This is a genomic window from Streptomyces sp. NPDC101776 (assembly GCF_044766845.1).
Classification (GTDB): Bacteria; Actinomycetota; Actinomycetes; order Streptomycetales; family Streptomycetaceae; genus Streptomyces.
In genome coordinates this window covers 1193316-1218172 of sequence record NZ_JBIWMV010000001.1, presented here as the reverse complement: position 1 = coordinate 1218172, position 24857 = coordinate 1193316, and the positions used below count along the sequence as shown (strand labels likewise).

Here is a 24857-nt window from a genome sequence, read left to right as displayed (position 1 = left end):
GTTGCCCAACACCAGCCCAATGGGCGGCATCGCGACGGACCGGGTTAGCATCAGCCCACCGCGCCGTTCCACATCGGGCAACGGTCAGCGCAAACAAGGGGGCTAGAAGCCGGATGTCGGTCAAGGTCAGTGTCGTCGTCCCTGTGTACAACCCAGGGCCTTATATCGAGGATTGCATCTCCTCTCTCCTCAGGCAGTCGCTGCCTAACGACGAGTACGAGGCGATCTTCGTCAACGACGGCTCGACGGACGGCACACCCGCGCGGCTCGACGAGATCGCCGCCGAGCACCCCCACATCCGGGTCATCCACCAGGAGGCCTCGGGCTGGTCGGGCAAGCCCCGGAACGTCGGCATCGCCGCGTCCAAGGGCGAGTTCGTCATGTTCGTCGACAACGACGACTACCTCGGCGACGAGGCCCTGGAGCGGATGTACGAGTACGGCGTGGCCAACGGCGCCGACGTCATCGTCGGCAAGATGGCGGGCAAGGGCCGCGCCGTACCCGTGGAGCTGTTCCGCAAGAACTATCCGCACGCGTCGGTCGAGACCGCGCCGCTGATGGACAGCCTCACCCCGCACAAGATGCTCCGCCGCGCGTTCCTCGACCGCATCAACCTGCGGTTCCCGGAGGGGCGTCGCCGCCTGGAGGACCACGTCTTCGTGACGGAGGCCTACCTCGCCGCGGACAACGTCGCCGTGCTCAGCGACTACGTCTGCTACTACCACATCAAGCGCGAGGACGCCTCGAACGCCGGCTTCCAGCGCTTCGACCCCGTCGGCTACTTCAAGAACCTGCGCGAGGCCCTCGACGTCGTCGAGAAGTACACCGAGCCGGGTCCGGCCCGCGACAAGATCTTCCGCCGCTGGCTGCGCGTCGAGATGATGGAGCGCCTCGGCGGCGGCCGGCTGCTCAAGGTCCCGGACGACTACCGCCGCGAACTCCTCAAGGAGATCCGCGGTGTCATGACCGAGCGCTTCGGCCCCGGTGTCGCGGCCGGTCTCGGCCCGCGGCTGCGGGTCCTCGCGGCCCTCGCCGCCGCCGACCGCTACGACGACCTCGTCGAGCTCGCCGAGTGGGAGGCCGCCCTCAAGCCGACGGCGGTCCCGGGCGAGATCGAGTGGCGGGACGGCAAGCTGCTGGTCCACTACCGGGCCGAGTTCGTCGTCGACGGCAAGCCGGCGATCTACGAGGCCAAGGGCGCCCCGGCCCCCAAGCACCCGGAGCCGAAGAACCTCGCCGAGGCGACCGCCATGCTCACCGCCGACGCCACCCACGTTTTCAAGAAGGCTACGGCCGACCTCGTCGTCCGCGAACGCACCAGCGCCGCCTCGCACTTCCAGCCCGTGCAGATCTCGCACGAGACGGTCGCCGACGGCGCCGGCGTCCGCCTGGTGCTGCACGCCACGGCCACCGTCGACCCGGCCACCGCGGCCGGCGGCGCCCCGCTGGTGGGCGGCCTCTGGGACACCTACGTCCGGGTCGTCATCGGCTCCTGGAACAAGGAGACCCGTCTCGGCCCGGTCCCGCAGCACGGTGAGAACGCCGGGCACGCCGGTGTCGTCGCCGGCCAGGTGCTGCTCCCGTACTACACGGAGCCGCACGGCAACTTCTCCCTCGACATCGACAAGGCGAGCAAGCGCCTCGGCCTCGCCGACCTCAAGCCCGGCGACTTCACGGTCACCGGCGCCCGCGTCGGCGTCCTGCTCCCCTTCTACGTCGCCGCCACCACCGACGTACTGCTGCGCCTGACCCACAAGTCGTCCGGTACGACCCTGGACGTGCCCGGTGTGGTCTCCCCCGAGTCCTCCGGTGCGCGGCTCGCGGCCGAGGTGCCCGCCGCCGAGCTGAAGGACCTGGCGTGGAACGCGTCGGTGTGCCTGACCCCGGCCGCCACCGGGCAGCGTTTCCTGGCGCTGCCGGTGCGGCTGACCGGCGACGCCGGCGGCATCCGGGTGGAGGCGGCGCCGAAGGCCAAGCCCGCCGAGCCCAAGCCCGCGCCGAAGCCGGTGGCCGCCAAGCCCAAGCCGGGTCTGGCCCGCCGGGTGGCACGCAAGCTGAAGCGCGCCCTGAACAAGTAGCGGTACCCGGGCACATCGCGGTACCCGAGCAAGCCATGGAGGACGGAAGAACGTGCGAGCACTGGGGATTGAAGGCGCCTGGGTCCTGGAACCCAAGGTCTTCCCTGACGACCGGGGCAGTTTCCACGAGTGGTACCGCGGCGAGGAGTTCCGCGAGGCCACCGGGTACGACCTGGCTCTGTCACAGGCCAACTGCTCGGTCTCGCGGCGCGGTGTGGTGCGCGGAGTGCACTTCTCCGACGTGCCGCCGAGCCAGGCCAAGTACGTCAAGTGCGTGCGGGGCGCCGTCCTCGACGTGATCGTGGACATCCGCGTCGGCTCTCCCACGTTCGGTCAGTGGGAGGCCGTCCGGCTGGACGACGACAGCAAGCACGCCGTGTTCCTCGCGGAGGGGCTGGGGCACGCGTTCATGGCCCTCACCGACGACGCGACGGTGGTGTACCTGTGCTCGACGGGCTACGCGCCCGGTCGTGAGCACGGGATCAACCCGCTCGACCCGGCGCTCGGCATCGCCTGGCCCGAGGGCTTCGAGCCGGTGCTGTCCGACAAGGACGCAGAGGCGCCGACATTGGCAGAGGCGGAGCAGTCAGGACTTCTTCCGTCCTACGCGGACTGCTCCGCCTACTACGAGCGACTGCGCGGTGGGCAGGTCAGCGACTGACGCTGAGCTGCTCCACCGAGCGGCGCAGGGGCTCCCAGCCGCGGGACCGCTTGGTCCCGCGGTCACGGGCTTTGGCCAGGGGGCCCCAGAAACCGGCGCCCAGCAGCGCCTCGGGCTTCACCGCGATGGTGCGCTCCAGAATCGCCTCGGGCACCTTCTGCGGGTCCGGGACCTCGAACTCGGCGACGATCTCGTCGTACTTGTCCTTGAGGACCGTGCTGGTCGGGTCGGCGCCGAACACCACGAGCTGTCCGGTGGGCTGGGTGTCGACCAGGACCGTCACCAGGTCGGGACGGTGGCGGGCGAGGATCTCGACCAGCTTGTAGACGTCGCCGGTCCAGGCGTCGGTGTGCCGGTCCCGCGCCGCCTCGTCGATGCTGCGCGGCAGCATGTCGTCGAAGACGATGACGCTGGCCCAGTCCGAGTGCTTCTCCACGTTGATGAAGTCGCGCAGCGCGTACTCGAAGAGGTGCATGCCGTCGATGAACGACAGGTCCAGCGTGGTGGTCTTCCACCAGCCCAACGGGCTGCGGTTGCGGGCCAGTTGACGCAGCGGGTGACGGCCGCCGCGCAGGTGCACCAGCGGGTTGTCCCGGGCGAAGAAGTCGTCACTGGTCGCCTTGGCCAGGTGGACGTCACAGCGGATCTCCGTGACCACCTTGAACGCGGGATCGATCGCAACACTGGGCACCCGGGAGAGCGTCAGGCTGCGGCCGTCGTTGACGCCGATCTCCAGGTAGTTGCGGTTCGCGGTTGACTTGTGGAGCCCCCGCAGGAACTCATGGCGTTTCACGAAGAAATCTCCTTGCGGATGTGAGGAAGTGCTTCGTGCAGGGCGGACCGCCAGTCCCTCGGCGGTTCCAGGCCGACCTCCCGCCACCGCTCGTGCCCGAGGGCGCTGTAGGCGGGGCGGGGCGCGGGACGGACGAAGGCCGCGCTCGTGGTGGGGCGCACGCGCTCCGGGTCGGCGTCGATGAGCCGGAACACCTCCTGTGCGAGACCGTGCCAGCTGGTCTCGCCGGAGCTGGTCGCGTGGAACACCCCGTGCGCGCCTTCGACTTGACCGATGCGGGCGCCGAGATCGGCGATCCGTACGGCGACGTCGGCGGTCCAGGTCGGCTGTCCGTGCTGGTCGTCGACGACGTCGAGAGTGTCGCGACGTGCTTCCAGCTCGATCATCGTGCGGACGAAGTTACCCCCACAGGCTCCGTACAGCCAAGCCGTGCGCACGACCGCGCTCGCACCGGGCAGTTCGGCCAACACGGCCTGCTCGCCCGCGAGTTTGGTCCGGCCGTAGGCGGTGCGCGGGGCGGTGGAGTGGTTCTCCGGGTACGGCGTGGAGCGGGCCTCGCCGTCGAAGACGTAGTCGGTGGAGACGTGGACCAGCCGCGCGCCGGAGGCGGCGCAGGCGCGGGCGAGGAGCCGGGGCCCCTCGCCGTTGATGCGAAGGGCCCGCTCCTCGTCGGTCTCGGCGTCGTCGACGGCGGTGTACGCCGCGCAGTTCACCACCACGTCGGGGTGGTGTTCCGCGAACGCCCGGTCCACCGACGCGGAGTCGGTGATGTCCAGGGCGGCGCGGTCGAGACCGACGGACTGCTCACCGCGGCGGGCGAGTTCGTCCAGTACGTCATGGCCGAGCATCCCGCCGGCACCGGTGACCAGCCACTTCATCAGGCGCGCTCCACCCGGGCCTTGAGGGGCTCCCACCAGGCGCGGTTGTCGCGGTACCAGGCGACGGTGTCGGCCAGGCCGCTCGCGAAGTCGTGCTGCGGCTGGTAGCCGAGCTCGTCGTGGATCTTGGACCAGTCGACGGAGTAGCGCAGGTCGTGGCCCTTGCGGTCCTCGACGCGCTCGACCGAGTCCCAGTCCGCGCCGCAGGCTTCGAGCAGCAGGCCGGTGAGCTCCTTGTTGCTGAGCTCGGTGCCGCCGCCGATGTTGTAGACCTCGCCGGATCGGCCCTTGGTGCGCACGAGCTCGATGCCCTGGCAGTGGTCCTCGACGTGCAGCCAGTCGCGGACGTTGAGGCCCTCGCCGTAGAGCGGGACCTTCTTGCCGTCGAGGAGGTTGCTGACGAACAGCGGGATGACCTTCTCGGGGAACTGGTGCGGCCCGTAGTTGTTCGAGCAGCGGGTGACGCGTACGTCCAGGCCGTGGGTGCGGTGGTAGGCCAGGGCGAGCAGGTCGGAGGAGGCCTTCGACGCGGAGTACGGCGAGTTGGGCGCGAGCGGGTGGGTCTCGGGCCAGGAGCCGGTCTCGATGGAGCCGTAGACCTCGTCGGTGGAGACGTGCACGAACGGGGTGCGGTAGCGCAGGGCCGCGTCGAGCAGGACCTGGGTGCCCACCACGTTGGTGCGGACGAAGTCGGCGGCGCCGTTGATCGAGCGGTCCACGTGGGACTCGGCGGCGAAGTGGACGACCTGGTCCGCCTCGGCCATCAGCTTGTCGACCAGTTCGGCGTCACAGATGTCGCCCTGGACGAACTCCAGGCGCGGGTGGCCTATTTCCAGGTTGTCGAGCGTGCCGGCGTACGTGAGCTTGTCCAGCACCGTGATGCGGGGCGCGTCGGGCGCCTCCGAGGCGAGGAGCATGCGGGCGTACGTGGAACCGATGAAGCCGGCGGCGCCGGTGACGAGGAGATTCATGAACGGATCTGCACCTTGCTGTGGTCTCCGAGAACGAGGCGGTGGGCGCTGGGTACCCCCGGAGCGGGGGTCACTTCGACGTGCTTGCCGATGAGCGAGGACTCGATCCGGCCCACCCCGAGAATGGACGAGTCCTGCAGCACTATGGAGAACTCCAGCTCACTGTCGGTGATCCGGCAGTTCTCCGCGACCGAGGTGAACGGTCCGACGTAGGAGTTGCTCACGACGGTTCCGGCGCCGATGACGACGGGTCCGACGATGCGCGACCTCTCGATGCGCGCGCCCTCCTCGATCACGACGCGTCCGATGGTCTCGGAGACGTCGTCGACCTCGCCGTCGATGCGGCGGTCCATGCTCTCCAGGACGGTCCGGTTGACCTCGAGCATGTCGACGACGTTGCCCGTGTCCTTCCAGTAGCCGTGGATGACCGAGGAGCGCACCTCGGCGCCGTCGTCGATCAGCTGCTGGATGGCGTGGGTGATCTCCAACTCGCCGCGCCAGGACGGCTTGATGGCGCGCACGGCGTCGTGGATCGCGGGCGTGAACAGGTAGACACCGACCAGAGCCAGGTCGCTCTTGGGGTGCTCGGGCTTCTCCTCCAGGCCGATGACCTGGCCGGATTCGCTGAGTTCGGCGACGCCGAAGGAGCGGGGGTCGGGCACGTGGGTGAGGAGGATCTGCGCGTCGGGCTTGTTGGCCTGGAAGCCCTCGACGAGGCCGGTGATGCCGCCGACGATGAAGTTGTCACCGAGGTACATCACGAAGTCGTCGTCGCCGAGGTACTCGCGCGCGATCAGAACGGCGTGGGCCAGTCCGAGGGGACGGTCCTGCGGGATGTAGGTGATCTTCAGGCCGAACTTCGACCCGTCACCCACCGCCTCCTCGATCTCCGCCGCGGTGTCACCGACGACAATGCCGACCTCGGTGATGCCTGCGTCGGCGAGTGATTCGAGCCCGTAGAAAAGGACGGCCTTGTTGGCCACCGGGACGAGCTGTTTTGCCGATGTGTGTGTGATCGGCCTCAGGCGGGATCCAGTGCCGCCGGAGAGAACGAGAGCCTTCATCGCTTCACCTTAGCGTCATCTTCGGACGCGCATCGTTCCTCCCTATGTTCGTTTATTACGACCAGCCAACGATGAGGGGGACGGGAGGTGTCTAACCTGCCGTGGGACCCGGCATATCGCCCGCCGCCCGCGCCACGTCCGCTTCGACCCCGGCCCGGTCGAGGCCCTCGTCCCGCGCGTACTCGTCCGCCGCGGACTGCATGTCGCGGGCCAGGTCGCGCCAGGCCCGCCAGGCGGTCTCGTAGGTGTCGGTCTCGGCCTCGGTCCAGGGTTCGTGGGCGGGGGCTCCCAGGGAGTCCCGCATCTCCTTGACCCGGGCGCGTGCCGCCTGGGCCGCGCGGTGCTTCTCGACGAGTTCCTCGAAGGTGTGTGCCACAAGCACGCACCCCATCACGGCGGACGCGTGCGACGGCTCCGACCTGCCGCTACCTGCCCGAGGGGCACCCGTGCGGCCGTCTACCCGTCGAGCGCGATCTCGGCCCACACCTGTTTGCCGCCACTCACCGGCACCGTGCCCCAGGCCGCCGACATGGCCTCGACGAGGAGGATCCCGCGGCCGCCGGTGGCCTCCCAGCCGATGCTGGTGGGCTTGACCGGGGTGCGCGGCGAGGAGTCGGCGACGGCGACCCGGAACCGCCGGTTGACGAGGGTGAGGTCGAGGCGGACCGGTCCGTCGGTGTGCACCAGGGCGTTGGTGACCAGCTCGGAGACGACGAGCAGGATGGTGTCGGTCTCCTCGGTGACACCCCAGGTGCGCAGGGTGCGTCGGGTGAAGCGGCGGGCGTGCCGGGCCGCCTCGGGGACGCGCCACACCGTCCAGTTCTCCCGGCGGGGGCGGGTGGCCAGTCCGTCGTAGCGCATGAGGAGGAGGGCTACGTCGTCCTCGCGGCGGGCGTTGCCGAGCAGCGCGTCGGCGACGAGGCCGAGGTGGGCGGGGTCGGAGACGGCGAGGCCGTGGGCGAGGCGGTCGAGGCCCTCGTCGATGTCGGCCTCCTTGGACTCCACGAGGCCGTCGGTGGTGAGGGCGACGACGGTGCCGGGCTGGAGCCGCAGCGGGCTCATCGGGAAGTCGGCCTGCGTCACCACGCCGAGCGGTGGTCCGCCGTCCGCGTAGGGGATCTCGGTGCCGCCGTCCGGATGCCGCAGGACGGGCGGCAGATGACCGGCCCGGACGTACCAGGCGGAACCTTCCTCCAGGTTGACGTCCACGTAGCAGCAGGTGGCGAAGAGGTCGGTCTCCAGGTCGATGAGGAGCCGGTTGGCGTGCGAGACGACCACGTCGGGCGGGTGTCCCTCGACGGCGTAGGCGCGCAGCGCGGTACGCATCTGGGCCATGAGGGTGGCGGCGCCCGCGTTGTGGCCCTGGACGTCGCCGATGACGAGGGCGACATGGTTGTCGGGCAGCGGGATCACGTCGTACCAGTCGCCGCCGACCTCGAGTCCGGCCGTGGTCGGCAGATAGCGGGCGACGGCGACCGCGCCGGGCAGGTCCGGCAGCCGGCGCGGCAGCAGTTGGCGCTGGAGCATGCCGACGAGTTCGTGCTCGGCGTCGAAGGCGTGGGCGCGCATCAGGGCCTGGCCGGCGAGGCCCGCGGAGGCGGTGAGCAGGGCGCGTTCGTCGGGGCCGAAGACGTGCGGGTCGTCCCAGCCGATCAGACAGGCACCGGAGACCCGGCCGCCCGCGGAGAGCGGGAGCACGGCGAGGCCGCCCGGTCCGACCTCGGCGAGGGCGGGTTCCAGGTCGGTGCCCGCGGGCCAGATCGCGGCGCGGCCCTCGCGCAGGGCGGCGGCGAGGGTGGGCATCGTGCGGACGGGCGCGTCGGGCCATTCGCTGCGCCACTCCTGGCGCCACAGCTCGGGCCAGGACTCGGGTTCGGGCGGGTCGAGGACGGTGACGACGAGCCGGTCGCCCTCCAGTTCGGCGAGGGCGATGCGGTCGGCGCGCAGCGGTTTGCGCAGGGCGGCGACCACGGCCTGGCTGACGTCACGGACCGTGCCGGCCATGGCGAGCGCGGCGGCGAGGCGCTGGACGCGGGCCACGTCGTTGACGCCGGAGCGCAACTGGGAGGCGTCGCCGACGGTGCCGACGAGGCGGGCCGGGCGGCCGTCGCCGCCGGGCAGGAGCCGGCCGCGCAGCCGCAGCCACTTCGGTGTTCCGGAGGGCTGCAGGACCCGGAACTCCAGCTCGCGGTCGCCGATGGCCATGTGGTCGGCCTCGACGACGGACATCAGCGAGGGCAGGTCCTCCGGCACGGTCAGCCCGAGCAGGGTCTCGACCTTGCCGTCGAAGTCGCCGGTGCCGAGCCCGAACAGTTCCAGGACCTCGTCGCCGACCTCGACCCGCCCGGTGTCCATGGCCAGGTCGAACGCGCCCGCGGCCAGGTCCTCGCCCGCGACGGCCTCGGCCGGTACCGGGATCGCGACCGCGTCGGCGACCATCGCGAGGCACTCGCGGTCCTCGGCGCCGAATCCGGCCGGCCGTTCGCTCACCGCGAGCAGACAGCCGCCGCCCCGGTCGCCGCGCACGGGCAGGGCCGCGAGGTGGAACTCCCCCGCCGGCAGGCGTCGCGCGTCGCCGCCGACGGCGAGTTCCTCGGGGCCGAACCACAGCGGGTGCCCGGCCCGTCGTGCCTCGGCGGCCGGTGCTCCCCCGGATGCCGGATAGCCGTCCCGCAGCCCGTACAGCGTGCGGGGCACACCGGCCGACTCGACCAGGCAGAGCAGGTCCGCGTCGTCGCCGGGTGTGTACACCCCGGCGAAGCTCGCGCCGGCGAAGACGAGGGCCTGTTCGAGGACGCGGCGCAGCCGTTCGCGGGGGCCGAGGTCGGTGGCGAGCGTTTTGAGGGCGGTTTCGGCACGCGGTGTTCCCGCTCTGCGTCCCACAGCGCCCTCACTGACCACGTCCGCAATTACAGCGCTTATACAGCGACCGCGCAGCCCCTGTGACCGTTCCGTGGAGATGAGCCACCGGATGGCCCCCGTCGCGCGGCGGTGGCGACGCTCGCCGTGCGCGTCGCGCTTCCAGGGTGGAGCCTGATCCGTGGGAGCGCGGGCCGGGCAAGGAGGTGGTCGGCGTGTCGGACGGGCAGGCACCGACGGTCGCCGGTTCGCCGGTCGGCCGGCCGATGCTGTCGCTCGCGCTGGCCGCGATGATGGACGGCGTCCACGCGCACTCGGGTGCGGTGTATCTGCTGACGCCCGACGAGCCGGTGCTGGAGATGGCGGTCATGGCCGGGCTGCCGCGCGCCTTCGCGGCGCCCTGGGAGCGGGTCGGGCTGAGCGCGCCGATCCCGGTCGCGGAGGCGGTGCGCGAGCGGCGGCTGATCTGGGTGGGCGGCGAGGAGGACATGGCCCGCCGCTATCCGCGCATCGCGGTCGTGCTGCCGTATCCCTTCGCCCTGGCGGCCGTGCCCGTGGCCACGGCGTCCACGGTCTACGGCTCGGTGTTCGTGACCTGGCCCGGTTCGCATCCGCCGGTCCTCTCCGACCGGGACCGCGACCAGTTGACGACCGCCTGCGACCGGCTCGCGCTGCGGCTGGAGCGGGCCGTCGAGGAGCGGCGCCCGGCGCGGGCGGAACCCGATCTGCTGGTGACGGGGCCCGCGACGAGTGTGGCCGGGACGCTGGGCACGGTCGAGGCGGCGCGGATGGTGGCCCGGCTGCCGTACGGGCTGTGTTCGCTGGATCTGCACGGGCGGGTGGGCTTCGCGAACGCGGCGGCCGGGGAGCTGCTCGGCATGTCGGTGAGCAGTCTGCTGGGCACCCAGTTGTGGGCGGCGGTGCCGTGGCTCAACGACCCGGTGTACGAGGACCGTTACCGGGCCGCGCTGCTCAGTCAGCAGGTCACGTCGTTCGTGGCGTTGCGGCCGCCGGGCGAGTGGCTGTCGTTCCGGATGTATCCGAACACGACCGGGCTGAGTGTGCGGATCAGCCGGGCGCGGGCGGTGACGGAGCTGGGCCGGGCGGCGCCGCGGCCGGGCGAGGGACCGTCGCGGCTGGTGTCCATCTCGCAGGTGCTGAGCCTGGCCGGGGCGCTCACCGAGGCGGTCGGGGTGGAGGACGTGGTGCAGCTGATCGCGGACGAGGTCGCCCCCGCCGTGGGCAGTCAGGCGCTGGTGGTGCTCGGTTCGCGGGGCGGGCGGCTGCATGTGCTGGGGCACCGCGGCTATCCCGACCCGGATCTCGTCGAGCGCTTCGACGGAATGCCACTGACCCGGGCGACGCCGGGGACGGCCGCGTTGAACAGCGGTATGCCCGCGTTCTTCGACTCCCGGCAGGAGATGGAACGGCTCTATCCGGACCTGCCCTCCACGCCCGACGTGTTCACGGCCTGGGCGTATCTGCCGCTGATCGCGTCCGGGCGCCCGGTCGGCACCTGTGTGCTGGCCTATGCCGAGCCGCATGTCTTCCCCGCGGACGAGCGGGCCGTACTGACGAGTCTGGGTGGGCTGATCGCGCAGGCGCTGGCGCGTGCGCTGCTCTACGACGCGAAGAACCGGCTGGCCCACGGCCTCCAGGCGGCGCTGCTGCCGCACTCGCTGCCGGCGCTGCCGGGCATCGAGGCCGCCGCCCGCTATCTGCCGGCCACGCAGGGCATGGAGATCGGCGGCGACTTCTACGACCTGGTGACGTCCGAGGGACTGGCGGCCGTGATCGGCGATGTGCAGGGCCACAACGTGACCGCGGCCGGGCTGATGGGCCAGATCCGGACCGCCGTCCGCGCGTACACCACGGTCGGTCAGGCTCCGGAGGAGGTCATGCGCAGCACCAACCGGCTGCTGATCGACCTCGGCTCCGAGCTCTTCGCGAGCTGTCTGTATCTACGGCTGGATCCCGCGCGCGGTACGGCCGTGATGGCCCGCGCCGGGCATCCGCCGCCCTTGCTGCGCCGCCCGGACGGACGGGTGCGCGTGCTGGACCTGGCGGGCGGTCCGCTGCTGGGCATCGACGCGGACGCGGTCTATCCGACGACGGAGGTCGATCTCGCGCCCGGTTCCGTCCTCGTCCTCTATACCGATGGGCTCATCGAGTCCCCCGGCGTCGACATCGAGGATGCCCTGGCCGAACTGGGTCAACGCCTCGCCACGGCCGGGGAGTTGCCGTTGGAGGAGATCGCCGACGAACTGGTGCGGCACAGCGCCGCGGCGCGGGAGCGGAGCGACGACGTGGCGCTGTTGCTGCTGCGGGCCCGGGAGCCGGACCCCGCGTGACGTACAAGCAGGGCGGTCCGGCCCTCCCGCCGGAGGGCCGGACCGATCCACCGCCGACCTGAACTGCTGGAAGGGGTCGGATCAGTGGTTCGAGGTGAGCGAGGAGCCGTCGTCGGCTCCGGTGCCGTCACCGGACACGTCGCCGGTTCCGTCGCCCGTCGCGTCGCCGGTTCCGGACTGGTCGCCCGTGCCGTCCGTGGCCGTGGCGTTCGGGTCGGCGACGCCGGACTCGTCACCGGTGCCGTCCGTGGCGGACGGGTCGGCGGCGGTCGCCGACGGGTCGGCCGTGGCGGTGTCGTCACCCGCGCCCGCGCCCGCACCCGCGTCGCCGAGGGTGGCCCCGGTCGCCGTCAGCGCGGCGGTGACCGGCTGGAAGAAGGTCTCGCCGCCGCTGGTGCAGTCGCCGCTGCCGCCGGAGGTGAGGCCGACCGCGCCGCCGTCCTGGGTGAAGAGCGAGCCGCCGCTGTCACCCGCCTCGGCGCAGACGTCCGTCTGGATGAGGCCGTTGACGGTGTCGACACCGTTGGGGTCGGTCTCGCTCTGGAAGTTGACGGTCGCGTCGAGCCCGGTGACGGTGCCGTCGTGCAGACCGGTGGTGGAGCCCATCCGGAAGACCTGTGTGCCGACCGTGGCGTCCTCGGCCTGGGTGATCTGGACGGTCTGGCCGTTGCCCACGTTGACGTCACTCGTGGTCTGGGTGGCCGGGTCGTCGTACTTCACGAGGGAGAAGTCGCTGACGGGGAAGGTGGCCTGGTCGACCGTGGCGATCGGCTGGCCGTCCTGCGTGTCGGACCACTGCTTCGCCGCGACACCGCAGTGTCCGGCGGTCAGGAAGGCGGGGGTGCCGTCGCTCGCGGTGACGTTGAAGCCGAGGGAGCAGCGGACGCCGCCCTGGTCGGTCTGGGCGAAGATGGCGTCGCCGCCCGAGACCAGCGTCTTGAAGGAGCCGGCGGTCTTCTTGACGGTGGCCATGTCGGTGCCGAGGCTCTTGACCGTCGACAGCACGGTGTCCCACTTGGTGCCCGTGACGGTGCTGTCGGCGAGGACCTGGATCTTGTTGGTCTTCGGGTCGACCGACCAGGCGGTGCCGGGGACGGTCGCCTTGGTCTTCAACACCTGGGCGGCGGCGGTGAGTTCGGCGGTGCTGTTCTGCACCTCGCGCACCTTGGCGCCGGCCTTCTCCGCCTGCACGACCACGTTGTTGTTGTCGCCCGAGATCACGTTGACGACGAGCTGCTGCGTGCCGCTGTCGTAGTAGGACCCGGCGAAGGCGTCACCCAGCAGGTCGGCGATCTGCGCGGAGAGGTCGGAGGCGCCCGTCGCCTTGAGGGTCTTGGGGGTGGCGGCGCCTGCCGAGTTGTCCTGGGACGCGTTGGCGTTCGGCAGCAGGATCGCCGCCGCTCCGAGTGCAGCGACACCGCCGATGGCTATCGCGGCCTTGCGCTTCGGAATTCGCTTGTGACTCAAACTTCTCGACCTCCTGGGGACCGGGGTCTTCGCCGCCGGGCGGCGGCTTATGGGGGGGCGCCTGGATGCCCGTTGATACGCACGTGTCACGTGAGGTGTTCAATTCCGTTTCCCAACTTCCTTTGCGAAAACGGGAATCAGCCATGTGCAAGCCCTGACCCGGCGGGGGTACGAGGTGGTCACGGGCCTGTGGCGACTGCGTCGCGGCGTGTGTCCGGCCGGCGGACGGTGAGCGGTCGGATGTCTTGATCGAACCGGTGCCGGCCAAACCTGCCCGCGCCCGGCTCCCGTTCACACACTCGCGGCCCGCGCCCCGGAACACGACCGACCGACACGGACAGCGATCGGTCGACGACGGTCCGTCGAGAACGGCGAGCGGAATCCCCGCTTCAGGGAATCTGCACAGCGCGTACCCAACCAGGTCACCGGACTCCACGGATCTGCACATGCACACGCTCCCGCGAACGCCTTTGGTGGGGAGTGCCCGATTCCGCTTCGGCGCCGCAAGCCCTCTCGCGGAACGATGCCGCGCAGCGTGTGAAGAAGTCGCCGACACCTCGTGCCCACGCCTGCACGGTTCGCGACCCTTGAGGCTCAACTGCCCTGGTGGGACGGCAGTTTGATTGGCTGCGCCGACCGGCCGCGTGCTTTGATCCATCGCACCGCAGGAGCCGCGAGGGCTCCGGAAACGACGCCCGCCCGGCGCCTGCGGTCGCGGCCGTCATCTGTCCCCAGAGGGGGCCGCTCCCCCCTTGTGAATATCCATATGAAGGGAAGTTCCCCCATGAACTCCACCCCCCAGGTCCAGACCGTCGAGATCTCCGACGCCGAGCTCGACAACGTCTCCGGTGGTCTCTCCCTGAACGCCCTCGGCACCGTCACCGGCCTGGTCGACGGCGTTGTCCCGGTCTCCGGCCTGGTCGACTCGGTCATCGGCACGGTCGAGGGCACCACCGGCCTGAGCGTGGCCCCGGTCACGAACCTGGTCGCCGGTCTCTGATCGCCCCTTGTTCCACCGAGTCCCGGAGCCGTTTCCCGGCTCCGGGACTTTCCGGTGTCGTCATCAGGCGCCGTACGTGGGTGCCGTAGAAGATCTCTCCCCCAGGTGAGGGAAGTCCCGTGCAGTTCCGCCAACAGGCCCTCGCCAAGCTCCAGTCGCCCGAGGAGCTGGATCTTCCGGTGCGCTTCGCGCGTCCGCAGGGCTGGCTCGTGCTCTGTGTGACGGTGGTCGTGGTGGCCGCCGCGTCCGTGTGGGCGGTGACCGGATCGGTGGCGTCGACCGTCAACGCGTCCGCCGTCCTCACGCACGGGGAGGGCAGTTACATCCTGCAGAGCCCGGTGGCAGGGCAGGTGACCGCCGTACTGGCGCAGGAGGGTGAGCGGCTGCCCGCCGACTCCCCTGTCCTGAAGGTCCGTACGAGCGACGGCGTCGCGGTCGTGCGCACGGTCGCCGCGGGCCGGATCACCGCGCTCGCCGCCACCATCGGCCAGATCATCCAGACCGGCGCGAACGTCGCCGCCGTGGAGAAGGTCGCGCACGCGGGCGACCCGCTCTACGCGACGGTGTACGTCCCCGCCGAGAACGCGGCCTCCGTCCCCGCGAACGCCGCCGTCGACCTGACCGTCTCGTCGGTTCCGACGCAGACCTACGGCGTGCTGCGCGGCCGGGTGAAGGCGGTGGACCGGTCCGCCCAGTCGGCCCAGCAGATCGCCGCGTTCCTCGGAGACAGCCAACTCGGCGAGCAGTTCACCAAGAAGGGGAGGCCGGTGGCCGTCCTCGTGAAGCTGGACAGGTCGAAGGGGACCAGGAGCGGTCTCAAGTGGTCGTCGCAGGACGGCCCGCCGTTCGCCCTCACCTCCATGACCATGGCCTCGGCCTCGATCCGGCTGGCCGATCAGCGTCCCCTCGATTGGCTGCTGCCATGAGCCCCGCACAGGACACCCGCTCCCGGCGCCGCTCCGCGCCACCGAAGCGCCCGGTGCCCAAGGGCCGCGCGAAGACGGTCCGTTCACCCACCGTGCTCCAGATGGAGGCCGTCGAGTGCGGCGCCGCCTCCCTCGCGATGGTCCTCGGCTTCTACGGCCGCCACGTCCCGCTGGAAGAACTGCGCATCGCCTGCGGAGTCTCCCGCGACGGTTCGCGCGCCAGCAACTTGCTGAAGGCGGCCCGGAGTTACGGCCTCACGGCCAAGGGCATGCAGATGGACACGGCCGCCCTCGCCGAAGTGCGGTCCCCCGCCGTCCTGTTCTGGGAGTTCAACCACTACGTCGTCTACGACGGCACGGGCCGCCGCCTCGGCCGGCGCGGGGTGTACATCAACGACCCCGGCAAGGGGCGGCGGTTCGTGTCCATGGAGGACTTCGACGCGAGCTTCACCGGTGTCGTCCTCGTCATGGAGCCGGGCGACGGTTTCGAGAAGGGCGGGCGCAAGCCGGGTGTCCTCGGCGCGATGCCCGCCCGGCTGCGCGGTACCGCGGGCACGATGCCCGCCGCCGTGCTCGCGAGTCTGCTGCTGGTGCTGGTCGGTGCGGCGATGCCCGCGCTCAGCCGGACCTACATCGACATGTTCCTGATAGGCGGTCAGACGTCCATGCTGGGCGTCCTGTTCGCGTCGATGGGCACGTGTGTCCTGCTCACGCTGGCGCTGACCTGGCTCCAGCAGGCGAACCTCCTGCACGGCCGCATCATCTCCTCCACGCTCTCCAGCGCCCGCTTCCTGCGCCATCTGCTGCGGCTGCCGGTGACGTTCTTCTCCCAGCGCAGCCCGGCCGACCTGGTGCAGCGCCTCCAGTCGAACGACGCCGTCGCCGAGACCCTGGCCCGCGACCTCTCGGCCGCCGGGGTGGACGCGGTGGTCGTGGTGCTCTACGCGTTCCTCCTCTACACCTACGACCCCCAACTCACCTATGTGGGCATAGGTGTTGCTCTGCTCAACGTGGTGGCGATGCGGGTCGTCGTCAAACTGCGCGCGACACGCACCGCGAAACTGCGTGCCGACTCCGCCCGGCTCACCAACACCGCATACACCGGGCTCCAGTTGATCGAGACGATGAAGGCGACCGGCGGCGAGGACGGCTACTTCCGCAAGTGGGCCGGACAGCACGCCACCACCCTGGAGGAACAGCAGCGGCTCGGTGTGCCGAGCGCCTGGCTGGGCGTGGTCGCGCCGACGCTCGCCTCGCTCAACAGCGCGCTGATCCTGTGGATCGGCGGCATGAGGGCCGTGGAAGGGGGCATCTCCGTCGGCCTGTTGGTCGCCTTCCAGGCGCTGGTCACCCGCTTCACCGCGCCGATCACCCGGCTCAACGGCGTCGCGGGCCGCATCCAGGACTTCGCGGCCGACGTGGCCCGGCTCAAGGACGTCGAGAACTTCCAGGCCGATCCCCTCTACTCCCGTGCGGGCGGCGCCGATTCGACCCGTCGGCTGCAAGGACACGTCGAGCTGGAGAACATCACCTTCGGCTACAGCCCGCTCGACAAGCCGCTGCTCACCGGTTTCGACCTGACGGTGGGTCCGGGTCAGCAGGTGGCGCTGGTCGGCGGCTCCGGCAGCGGCAAGTCGACGGTGTCCAGGCTAATTTCGGGCCTCTACACACCCTGGGAGGGCGTCATCCGTATCGACGACCACCGGCTGGAGGACATCCCGCGCGGCGCCCTCGCCGCCTCCGTCTCCTTCGTCGACCAGGACGTGTTCCTCTTCGAGGGCTCGGTGCGCGACAACGTGGCGCTGTGGGATCCCTCGATCCCGGACGACGCGGTGGTGGACGCGCTGCGGGACGCGGCCCTGTACGACGTGGTCGTGCGCCGTCCCGGCGGAATCCACAGCCGGGTCGAGCAGGACGGGCGCAACTTCTCCGGCGGTCAGCGCCAACGCCTGGAGATCGCACGGGCGTTGGTGCGCAGGCCCAGCATCCTCGTCCTCGACGAGGTGACCAGCGCCTTGGACGCGGAGACCGAGCTGGTCGTGATGGACAACCTGCGCAAGCGCGGCTGCGCCTGCGTGGTGATCGCGCACCGGCTCAGCACCGTGCGCGACAGCGACGAGATCGTCGTCCTCGAACACGGCACGATCGTGGAACGCGGGCGGCACGACGCCCTGGTGGCGGCCGGCGGCGCGTACGCCACGCTGGTCAAGGAGCGGTGAGATGACGTCCGTTCACGAGGGCGACCTGGTCCTCGGCGCGCTGGGTTCGCTGGGCACGCCGATCGACTGCGCCGGGTACAACCGCCTCGACCTCCAAGGCCCGCAGGTGCTGTGGCTGGTCGCGTCGGGCGCCGTCGACCTGTTCGCGGTGGACGCCGTGCAGCAGGGCCACTGGCACCACCTCGGCCGACTGGAGGCGGGCGCGCTGCTGCTCGGCCCGGTCACCGGTCCCCAACACACCCTGGTGGCACGCCCGTTGCGCGACTGCGTGGTCCATCGGATCGGCCTGCGCGAGCTGTATCAGCCCGCCGACACCGAGACCTGGTCGTACGACGCGTACGGCAACCCCCAGTACGTACCGCCGACTTCGAGCCCCCTCGAACACGCCCTCGCCCTCGGTGTCGGCCGCGGTCTGTCCATCCTCTTCCAGGCACCGATGGCCGGCGAACGGGCCGCCGCGCTCACCGACGACGACGTGTTCTGGATGCAGGTCCCGCCGGGCAGCGTGCAGTACGGCTCAATGTACGGCGCGGAGGTGGCGGCCGATCTGCTGATGGACCCGGGTGTCTGGCAGGGCATGGTCGACCAGCAGTACCGGCTGCTGTCCACGCTGGACAAGTGGATCGAGCAACTGGAGCGGACGCACGAGACGCGAACCGCCGCCGGGATCAAGGCCGGTGAGGCGGTCCGCGCGCAGGCCGACCGGACACTGCTGGCATCGATCGGCAAGTCCGGGGCCCGGCGCACGACATCCGCCGACACCGACGCCTCGTACGCGGCCTGCAAGCTGGTCGCCGAGGCGGCCGGCATCACCCTCGCGGAGCCCGCGCAGAGCGGCAGCGAGAGCGACCGCATCGACCCGGTGGAGCGCATCGCCCTCGCCTCGCGGGTCCGGGTGCGTGGCGTACGGCTCGACGGACGCTGGTGGCGTGACAACGTCGGTCCGCTGGTGGGTCATCGGGCGCTGTCCGGGGCGCCGGTCGCCCTGCTGTGGCGGCGCGGCGGCTATGTCTCCGTCCATCCGGCGACCGGCCGCGAGACACCGATCGAGAAGGCGAACGCGGAGGAGTTCGAGCCGCGCGCGGTGATGTTCTACCGTCCGCTGCCCGAGCGGCGGTTGAGCCCGCTCGGGCTGCTGCGCTTCTCCATGCAGGGCACCGGCAGCGACCTCTCCAACCTGCTGATCAGCGGTCTTGTGACGGTCGCGATCGGGGCATTGGTGCCGATCGCGACGGGCAGGGTGCTCGGCGAGTTCGTGCCGAAGGCCCAGACGAACCTGATCGCGCAGGTCTGTGTGGCCGTGATGATCACCAGCGTGGTGGCGGCGGCCTTCATGCTGCTGGAGAACCTCACCATCCTCCGCCTGGAGGGCCGGATCGAGGCCACGCTCCAACCCGCCGTCTGGGACCGCCTGTTGAGGCTACCGACGAAGTTCTTCACCGAGCGCTCCACGGGCGAGCTGGCGAGCGCGGCGATGGGCATCAGCTCGATTCGCCGTCTGCTGGCGGGAGTTGGGCCGGTGGTCGCCCAGTCGGTGACGGTCGGCGTGATGAATCTGGGACTGCTCTTCTGGTACAGCCCCTCGCTGGCGCTCGCGGCGATCGGCATGCTCGTCGTGATCGCGGCCGTGTTCCTGAGCCTCGGCCTGTGGCAGGTGCGCTGGCAGCGCAAGCTGGTCGTCCTCGGCAACAAGCTGAACAACCAGGCGTTCCAAACCCTGCGCGGGCTACCGAAGTTGCGGGTCGCGGCGGCCGAGAACTACGCCTACGCGGCCTGGGCCTCCGAGTTCGCGCACAGCCGTGAACTCCAGCAGAGGGTCGGCCGGATCAAGAACCTCACCACGGTGATGGGCGCCGTGTACCTCCCCGTCTGCACCCTGCTGATGTTCATGCTCCTCGCGGGCCCGGCGCGCGGCTCGATGTCGGCCGCGTCCTTTCTCAGCTTCAGCACCTCGGTGACGATGCTGCTGACCTCCGTCACCAGCCTGACCGGCGCCTTCGTCTCGGCGGTGTCCGCGCTGCCCCTGTTCGAGGAGATCAGGCCGGTCCTGGACGCGGCCCCCGAGGTCCGCACCGCGAGCACCCGCCCCGGCCGCCTGTCCGGCGCGATCGAGGCCCGCCGGGTCTCCTTCCGCTACTCCGACGACGGGCCCCTCGTCCTCGACGACGTGTCGTTCGACGTCCGCGCGGGCGAGTTCGTGGCGATCGTCGGCCCCAGCGGCTGCGGCAAGTCCACCCTGCTGCGGCTCCTCATCGGCTTCGACAGACCGGTCTCCGGCAGCATCCTCTACGACGGCCAGGACCTCGGCGCGCTCGACCGGTCGGCGGTGCGGCGGCAGTGCGGGGTGGTGCTCCAGCACGCGCAGCCGTTCACCGGCTCCATCCTGGACGTCATCTGCGGCACCGAGCCGTTCACGCCGGAGGAGGCGATGGCGGCGGCCGAGATGGCGGGGCTCGCCGAGGACATCAAGCGGATGCCGATGGGCCTGCACACCATCGTCTCCGGCAGCGGCGCGGTGTCGGGCGGCCAGCGTCAACGCCTCATGATCGCCCAGGCGTTGATCCGCCGGCCGCGCATCCTGTTCTTCGACGAGGCGACCAGCGCCCTGGACAACGAGACCCAGCGCACGGTGATCGAGAGCACCAAGTCCCTCAACACCACCCGCGTCGTCATCGCACACCGCCTGTCGACCGTGCTGGACGCGGACCGCGTGGTCGTCATGGAGGACGGCAAGGTCGCTCAACAGGGGCCGCCCGCACAGTTGTTGGCGGACACGGGCGGGCGGCTGCACGAGTTGGTGCGGCGGCAGATGGCGTAACGGCTCGGTGTCGGCGGGAGGGCTCGCTGTCGGTGGGACGGCTCTGTGTCGGTGGGACGGCTCTGTGTCGGTGGGACCGGTCGGTCCAGCCCCGGATGCGTCAGTCCATGCCCGGCACAAGCGCACCGGAGGGGACGCCGGCCGCCAAGTAGCCGTCGTAGAACGCCTTCCAGGGCACACCGGCACCGGAGTGCGGTCCCTCGACGCGCTCGCCACGGACCTTCGCGTCCAGGGCACCGAGGCAGACCTCCCAGCCGGCGCCGTTGCGGGACGCGGTGTCCTCGGCGCTCAGGACGTTGGTGAGCGTGAAGCGGGTGCGCTTCTCCTCGACCTCCTCCAGGTCGAAGTGCAGCTCGTCGCCGCCCCATTCGAAGGAGAGATGCCGGGGTGCGTCGACGGCGATGACGCGGCCGGTCGACTCCGGCATGTTCGGGTCGCCGCTGAAGGTGGCCGTGCCGCCGGGACGCAGCTCGAACTCGGCGCGTGAGGGGAACCATTGGGCGAGTTCGTCGGGGTCGGTCACGAACTGCCAGACGCGGTCGAGGGGTTGGTCGTAGGTGCGGCTGAACCGGACGGCGGGGCGGCCGTCGGCCAAGGTCAGATACGTGCCGGTGAGGTCGACGGACATGGCGGATCAGTCCTTCGGGGTGGGGTGCGGGGTGTCGTCCTCCGACGTCTCGTCGAGGCGTCGGCCCAACGTGTCCAGGCTGCGGTTCCACAGCTCGCGGTAGGGGGCGAGCCAGGCGTCGAGGTCGGCGATCGGGGCCGGGTCGAGGGCGTAGACACGGCGCTGCGCGTCCTGTCGTACGCGGACCAGGCCCGCGTCCCGCAGCACCCGCAGGTGCTTCGACGTGCTCGGCTGGCTCAGACCACAGGCCTCCACGATCTCGCCGACGGGCCGGGGCCGCTCCAGGAGCAGGGCGACGATGGCCCGCCGGTGCGGATCTGCGAGGGCGGTCCACAGTGAGGCGTCGGACATGCCTTCAATATGCCTCTGTGGTTATATGCCGGTCAAGGCATGCACGGCGCGATCCGCTCGGGAACGGGCGTGACCCGCTCGGGAACCGACGCGGCCCGCTCAGGCGACCGGGCGGCCGTACCCCGCGACATCCCCGTGATCCACCCCGTGCGCCGCCCAGCTGTACAGATGCAGATCAAGTCCGTCGGGGTCGTTGAACACCAGCAGCCAGCCGATCGAGGCCTCGATCACCGGGGAGTGCGGGACGCCGAGGGTGTCGAGGTGGGCGGCCCAGGCCTCGATGTCGGCGCGGTCCGGGACCGCGAAGCTGACCGGGTCGAAGCCCCGACAGCCGTGCGCCGCCTCGGAGTTGACGCGCAGGCAGAGCATCGAGTCACCGAGTCCCGGGACCTCCCCCGCCAGCCCGCGCACAACGCCGTCCGCGTCCCGGAACTCATGGGTGACCTTGAAGCCGAGGACGCGGCCGTACCACTCGCGGGAGCGGTCGAGGTCGGTGACGGGCATCTTCACGTGGTGGATTCCGGCGAGCTCCGGCATGGCACCCACACTCCTCATCGCCCTGATTCATTTCACCGCAGTACCACTGCGACGATTTCCTTCTAGACTCCTCCCCATGTCCGACCCCGTCAAGCAGAAGAGCGACCGGAAGAGCACCCCGAAGCGGCCCTACCGCTCCGCCAAGCGCGCCGAGGCGGCGGAGGCGACCCGTGCCCGCATCCGGGAGGCGGCCACGCGGCTGTTCACGGAGAAGGGGTACACGGGCACCCGGATGAAGGAGGTCGCGGCGCTGGCCGGTGTCGGCGAGCGCACGCTGTACGACGCGTTCCCCACCAAGGCCGCCCTGTTCGGGCACACCCTGGGCGTCGCGATCGCCGGTGACGAGGAGCCGGTCGCCGTCCCCGAGCGCCCCGAGACCCTGGCGATCCGGGACGAGCCCGATCCCGAGCGCGCGATCGGCCGCACCGTCGACCAGATCACCGAACTGCTGGAGCGCGCCGGTGACTTGATCATGGTGACGGTCGAGGCGGCCGGCGCCGACCCGGACATGCGGGCCTCGGCGGACGCCGGCGCAGAGGCGACGTACGGCGTGCATCTGGCCCTGGCCACGGCACTTGAGGAGCGCGGAGCCCTCCGCCCGGGCCTCGACGCACGCACCGCCGCCGACGCGCTCTACGCCCTGGCGTCACCGCACATGCATCACCTCCTGCGCAGGCACCGGGGTTGGACCCCGGACGTCTATCGGGCTTGGCTGCGACGGCTGTTGGTCACGGAGCTGCTGGCCCCTCACTGACCCGCGCCCTGCGCCAGAGCTCCGGCACATCACTCCCGAGGGTGTGCATCTGCGTCGCCAACACCCGTACCGCCGCCGCGAATCGGCCGGGGTCGCGCAGGAACTCCATGTGGATACCGGGGAATTCGACCCACGGCACCCCGATCCGCCGGGCGATCTCGATCGACGGCCGCGCGTAGTACGTACCGCGATCCTCCGCACCCGCCCCCAACACCACAGGAAACGGCGCCGACTTGAGCGCGGTCTCGTCGGGCCGGAAACCGGCGAAGCCCGGCCACTCCGTACCGAAGAGGTGGTCCTGGTTCCCGAGGAACCGCTTCCAGAGCTCGGCCGGCCAGCGGTACGTCCCCTCGCCGCGTGTCGTCTCCGCGAACCGGCGGCCGGCCGCGGGTGACCCGCCCTGCTCGTACAGTGCGGCCAGTTCGGCGAAGAAGCCGCGCCCGGGGTCGCCGTCGGGCAGGACGTTCACGGCGGGCGGTTCATGGGCGACGAGGCCCGCCACCACCTCCGGGTGCAGCGCCGCCAGCGTGAGGCCGACGATCGCACCCGCGCTGTTGCCGAACACCAGCGCCCGCCCGCCGGCCAGGCCCGCGACGAGCGCGCGGGCGTCGGCCGCCTGCACGGCGAGGCTCATCGGCGCCTGTGACCTGCCGGAACTGCGCGAGTTGCCGCGTCGGTCGTACGCGATCACCATGAAAGCGTCGGAAAGGATCTCGGCGATGCCGGTGTAGTAGCCGGCGTCTCCCCCGGCCCCGCTGATCATCAACAGCGCCGGGCCGGTACCGCGTACCTCGTAGTACAGCCCGGCCCCGTCGACCTCGAACACGCCACTGCGCATGCCTGCTCCCCGTCCTCAGCGAAACGTTGCCGTTTCGCTGAAAGTGTTCTAGTCTCGATGTGTACGAAACCGTTTCGTTTACGTTTTGGTAAACCCTGAACGACTTCCCTGGAGTGGTTCCCGATGTCCCAGAAGACTCTGACCGAAGACACCCAGTCGGGTGCCGCGGAGGCGCAGTCGGCGGCCTCCTCGAAGCGGTGGTGGATCCTCGCGATCGTCGCCGTCGCGCAGTTGATGGTGGTCCTCGACGCCACCATCGTGAACATCGCCCTGCCGTCGGCCCAGAAGGACCTCGGCTTCTCCGACGGCAACCGGCAGTGGATCGTCACCGCGTACGCCCTGGCGTTCGCCTCCCTGCTGCTGCTCGGCGGCCGGATCGCCGACCTGTTCGGCCGCAAGACCGCCTTCCTCGTCGGCGTCGTCGGATTCGCCGGCGCCTCCGCCCTCGGCGGTGCCGCCAACAGCTTCGGGATGCTGGTCACCGCACGCGCCCTCCAGGGTGTCGCGGGCGCGCTGCTCGCACCGGCCGCCCTCTCCCTGCTCAACACGACCTTCACCGACGCCCGCGAGCGCGCCAGGGCGTTCAGCGTCTACGGCGCCATCGCCGGCGCCGGTGGTGCGGTGGGTCTGCTGCTCGGCGGGGTGCTCACCGACGCCTTCGACTGGCGCTGGACGCTCTACGTGAACGTCGCCATCGCCTTCGTCGCCTTCGCGGGCGGCTGGGTCCTGCTCTCCAACCACCGCGACGCGGCGGGCTCCAAGCTGGACGTGCCGGGCACGGTGCTGGTCGCCGGTGGTCTGTTCTCCCTCGTCTACGGATTCTCCAACGCCGAGACGCACGACTGGAGTTCACCGCAGACCTGGGGCTTCCTGATCGTGGGCGTCGTCCTGCTGGCGGCCTTCGTCTGGTGGCAGAACCGCGCCGAGCACCCGCTGCTGCCGCTGCGCATCCTGCTCGACCGCAACCGGGGGGCCTCGTTCCTCGCCGTGCTGATCACCGGTGCGGGCATGTTCGGCGTGTTCCTCTTCCTCACCTACTACCTCCAGCTCAACCTGGGCTTCAGCCCCACCAAGACCGGTGTCGCGTTCCTGCCGATGATCGGCGCGCTGATGGTCATGGCGCAGATCGGCACCACGGTGCTCGTGCCGCGCCTCGGCCCGAAGGTCGTCATTCCGCTGGGCTTCGCCATCGCCATGGTCGGCATGGCCTGGCTGACCGACATCGGGGTCGGGTCGTCCTACACCACGCACGTCCTGCCGCAGCTGATCGTGATCGGCGCGGGCCTCGGCATGGTGATGCCGCCGGCGATGCAGCTCGCCACGGGCGGTGTGGCCGCCGAGGACGCGGGTGTCGCCTCGGCGACGGTCAACGCCATGCAGCAGGTGGGCGGTTCGATCGGTACGGCGCTGCTGAACACACTGGCCGCGAGTGCCGCGACGGACTACCTCGCCGGGAAGGACGCGCGCAGCAAGCTGGTCCAGGCGCAGGCGACGATCGAGAGCTACACCACCGCGTTCTGGTGGTCGGCCGGCTTCTTCGCCGCGGGCACGCTGATCGCGCTCGTGCTCTACCGTCGCGGGGTTCCGCAGCAGGACGCGGACGCCGCCCCGGTCGTCCACATGTGACCGGCCTGACCCCAGGCCGAAGTCAAGGCCGAGCCCGA

20 protein-coding genes are annotated in these 24857 nt (G+C 70.7%); 9 read left to right on the top strand and 11 right to left on the bottom strand.

Annotated features, from left to right (window positions below):
• Nucleotides 1–113 precede the first annotated feature (113 nt).
• Together ACIRRY_RS05305 and rfbC are read left to right on the top strand one after the other, a co-directional pair.
• Nucleotides 114–2078 carry a glycosyltransferase family 2 protein gene (locus ACIRRY_RS05305; RefSeq protein ID WP_403968097.1) on the top strand — a complete coding sequence of 655 codons (1965 nt, stop codon included), beginning with the start codon at nt 114–116 and terminating at the stop codon, nt 2076–2078.
• 52 nt (nt 2079–2130) lie between these two features.
• On the top strand, nt 2131–2739 hold the full coding sequence (gene rfbC / locus ACIRRY_RS05300; protein ID WP_201050244.1) for a dTDP-4-dehydrorhamnose 3,5-epimerase: 609 nt from the start codon (nt 2131–2133) through the stop codon (nt 2737–2739).
• On the opposite strand, the gene ACIRRY_RS05295 is transcribed toward rfbC, so the two are convergent.
• From ACIRRY_RS05295 to ACIRRY_RS05270, 6 genes are all read right to left on the bottom strand, one after another.
• The gene (locus tag ACIRRY_RS05295; protein ID WP_403968095.1) at nt 2729–3532 is read right to left on the bottom strand and encodes a class I SAM-dependent methyltransferase; all 804 of its coding nucleotides are present in this window, start codon (nt 3530–3532) and stop codon (nt 2729–2731) included. The genes rfbC and ACIRRY_RS05295 overlap by 11 nt on opposite strands.
• The gene (gene rfbD / locus ACIRRY_RS05290; RefSeq protein WP_403968093.1) at nt 3529–4410 is read right to left on the bottom strand and encodes a dTDP-4-dehydrorhamnose reductase; all 882 of its coding nucleotides are present in this window, start codon (nt 4408–4410) and stop codon (nt 3529–3531) included. The genes ACIRRY_RS05295 and rfbD overlap by 4 nt, the downstream gene beginning before the upstream one ends.
• Nucleotides 4410–5381: a dTDP-glucose 4,6-dehydratase gene (gene rfbB, locus ACIRRY_RS05285; RefSeq protein WP_403968091.1), complete on the bottom strand. Its 972-nt coding sequence runs from the start codon at nt 5379–5381 to the stop codon at nt 4410–4412. The genes rfbD and rfbB overlap by 1 nt, the downstream gene beginning before the upstream one ends.
• Nucleotides 5378–6445: a glucose-1-phosphate thymidylyltransferase gene (locus tag ACIRRY_RS05280; protein WP_403968089.1), complete on the bottom strand. Its 1068-nt coding sequence runs from the start codon at nt 6443–6445 to the stop codon at nt 5378–5380. Before ACIRRY_RS05280 ends, rfbB begins: the two co-directional genes overlap by 4 nt.
• 91 nt (nt 6446–6536) lie before the next feature.
• Nucleotides 6537–6821: a hypothetical protein gene (locus tag ACIRRY_RS05275; protein ID WP_403968355.1), complete on the bottom strand. Its 285-nt coding sequence runs from the start codon at nt 6819–6821 to the stop codon at nt 6537–6539.
• An 80-nt stretch (nt 6822–6901) separates the two neighbouring features.
• Complete coding sequence (locus ACIRRY_RS05270) at nt 6902–9346, bottom strand: SpoIIE family protein phosphatase (RefSeq protein ID WP_403968087.1); 2445 nt, start codon at nt 9344–9346, stop codon at nt 6902–6904.
• A gap of 164 nt (nt 9347–9510) precedes the next feature.
• Here ACIRRY_RS05270 and ACIRRY_RS05265 point away from each other — a divergent pair, with 164 nt between their 5' ends.
• Complete coding sequence (locus ACIRRY_RS05265) at nt 9511–11655, top strand: SpoIIE family protein phosphatase (RefSeq protein WP_403968353.1); 2145 nt, start codon at nt 9511–9513, stop codon at nt 11653–11655.
• Between the two features lie 81 nt (nt 11656–11736).
• On the opposite strand, the gene ACIRRY_RS05260 is transcribed toward ACIRRY_RS05265, so the two are convergent.
• On the bottom strand, nt 11737–13122 hold the full coding sequence (locus ACIRRY_RS05260) for a S1 family peptidase (protein ID WP_403968085.1): 1386 nt from the start codon (nt 13120–13122) through the stop codon (nt 11737–11739).
• A gap of 784 nt (nt 13123–13906) precedes the next feature.
• Between ACIRRY_RS05260 and ACIRRY_RS05255 the strand changes: the two genes are divergently transcribed.
• From ACIRRY_RS05255 to ACIRRY_RS05240, 4 genes are all read left to right on the top strand, one after another.
• Nucleotides 13907–14122, top strand: coding sequence for a type A2 lantipeptide (locus ACIRRY_RS05255; protein ID WP_403968083.1), 216 nt, complete (start codon nt 13907–13909; stop codon nt 14120–14122).
• Nucleotides 14123–14241: 119 nt separating this feature from the next.
• Nucleotides 14242–15048 carry an HlyD family efflux transporter periplasmic adaptor subunit gene (locus tag ACIRRY_RS05250; RefSeq protein WP_403968081.1) on the top strand — a complete coding sequence of 269 codons (807 nt, stop codon included), beginning with the start codon at nt 14242–14244 and terminating at the stop codon, nt 15046–15048.
• The gene (locus tag ACIRRY_RS05245) at nt 15045–17267 is read left to right on the top strand and encodes an NHLP family bacteriocin export ABC transporter peptidase/permease/ATPase subunit (RefSeq protein WP_403968079.1); all 2223 of its coding nucleotides are present in this window, start codon (nt 15045–15047) and stop codon (nt 17265–17267) included. The genes ACIRRY_RS05250 and ACIRRY_RS05245 overlap by 4 nt, the downstream gene beginning before the upstream one ends.
• Nucleotide 17268: 1 nt before the next feature.
• Complete coding sequence (locus ACIRRY_RS05240) at nt 17269–20085, top strand: NHLP bacteriocin export ABC transporter permease/ATPase subunit (RefSeq protein WP_403968077.1); 2817 nt, start codon at nt 17269–17271, stop codon at nt 20083–20085.
• Between the two features lie 100 nt (nt 20086–20185).
• Here the strand turns inward: ACIRRY_RS05240 and ACIRRY_RS05235 are convergent, their stop codons facing one another.
• The 3 genes from ACIRRY_RS05235 to ACIRRY_RS05225 form a co-directional block, all read right to left on the bottom strand.
• On the bottom strand, nt 20186–20713 hold the full coding sequence (locus ACIRRY_RS05235) for an SRPBCC family protein (RefSeq protein ID WP_403968075.1): 528 nt from the start codon (nt 20711–20713) through the stop codon (nt 20186–20188).
• A gap of 6 nt (nt 20714–20719) precedes the next feature.
• On the bottom strand, nt 20720–21064 hold the full coding sequence (locus ACIRRY_RS05230) for an ArsR/SmtB family transcription factor (protein WP_403968073.1): 345 nt from the start codon (nt 21062–21064) through the stop codon (nt 20720–20722).
• 99 nt (nt 21065–21163) lie between these two features.
• Nucleotides 21164–21601: a VOC family protein gene (locus ACIRRY_RS05225; RefSeq protein WP_403968071.1), complete on the bottom strand. Its 438-nt coding sequence runs from the start codon at nt 21599–21601 to the stop codon at nt 21164–21166.
• 76 nt (nt 21602–21677) lie between these two features.
• On the opposite strand from ACIRRY_RS05225, the gene ACIRRY_RS05220 reads away from it, so the two are divergent.
• The gene (locus ACIRRY_RS05220; RefSeq protein WP_403968069.1) at nt 21678–22355 is read left to right on the top strand and encodes a TetR/AcrR family transcriptional regulator; all 678 of its coding nucleotides are present in this window, start codon (nt 21678–21680) and stop codon (nt 22353–22355) included.
• Here the strand turns inward: ACIRRY_RS05220 and ACIRRY_RS05215 are convergent.
• Complete coding sequence (locus ACIRRY_RS05215; RefSeq protein ID WP_403968067.1) at nt 22330–23193, bottom strand: alpha/beta hydrolase; 864 nt, start codon at nt 23191–23193, stop codon at nt 22330–22332. The two genes, ACIRRY_RS05220 and ACIRRY_RS05215, sit on opposite strands and share 26 nt — an antisense overlap.
• A gap of 123 nt (nt 23194–23316) precedes the next feature.
• Between ACIRRY_RS05215 and ACIRRY_RS05210 the strand changes: the two genes are divergently transcribed.
• On the top strand, nt 23317–24819 hold the full coding sequence (locus ACIRRY_RS05210; RefSeq protein WP_403968065.1) for an MFS transporter: 1503 nt from the start codon (nt 23317–23319) through the stop codon (nt 24817–24819).
• Nucleotides 24820–24857 lie beyond the last annotated feature (38 nt).

Bases quoted from the DNA above. Each gene is read 5' to 3' on its own strand.
- ACIRRY_RS05220 (WP_403968069.1), top strand. From the start codon at position 21,678: ATGTCCGACCCCGTCAAGCAGAAGAGCGACCGGAAGAGCACCCCGAAG.
- ACIRRY_RS05240 (WP_403968077.1), top strand. From the start codon at position 17,269: ATGACGTCCGTTCACGAGGGCGACCTGGTCCTCGGCGCGCTGGGTTCG.
- ACIRRY_RS05235 (WP_403968075.1), bottom strand. From the start codon at position 20,713: ATGTCCGTCGACCTCACCGGCACGTATCTGACCTTGGCCGACGGCCGC.
- rfbD (WP_403968093.1), bottom strand. From the start codon at position 4,410: ATGAAGTGGCTGGTCACCGGTGCCGGCGGGATGCTCGGCCATGACGTA.
- ACIRRY_RS05255 (WP_403968083.1), top strand. From the start codon at position 13,907: ATGAACTCCACCCCCCAGGTCCAGACCGTCGAGATCTCCGACGCCGAG.
- rfbB (WP_403968091.1), bottom strand. From the start codon at position 5,381: ATGAATCTCCTCGTCACCGGCGCCGCCGGCTTCATCGGTTCCACGTAC.
- ACIRRY_RS05305 (WP_403968097.1), top strand. From the start codon at position 114: ATGTCGGTCAAGGTCAGTGTCGTCGTCCCTGTGTACAACCCAGGGCCT.
- ACIRRY_RS05230 (WP_403968073.1), bottom strand. From the start codon at position 21,064: ATGTCCGACGCCTCACTGTGGACCGCCCTCGCAGATCCGCACCGGCGG.
- ACIRRY_RS05280 (WP_403968089.1), bottom strand. From the start codon at position 6,445: ATGAAGGCTCTCGTTCTCTCCGGCGGCACTGGATCCCGCCTGAGGCCG.
- ACIRRY_RS05215 (WP_403968067.1), bottom strand. From the start codon at position 23,193: ATGCGCAGTGGCGTGTTCGAGGTCGACGGGGCCGGGCTGTACTACGAG.
- ACIRRY_RS05245 (WP_403968079.1), top strand. From the start codon at position 15,045: ATGAGCCCCGCACAGGACACCCGCTCCCGGCGCCGCTCCGCGCCACCG.
- ACIRRY_RS05225 (WP_403968071.1), bottom strand. From the start codon at position 21,601: ATGCCGGAGCTCGCCGGAATCCACCACGTGAAGATGCCCGTCACCGAC.
- ACIRRY_RS05210 (WP_403968065.1), top strand. From the start codon at position 23,317: ATGTCCCAGAAGACTCTGACCGAAGACACCCAGTCGGGTGCCGCGGAG.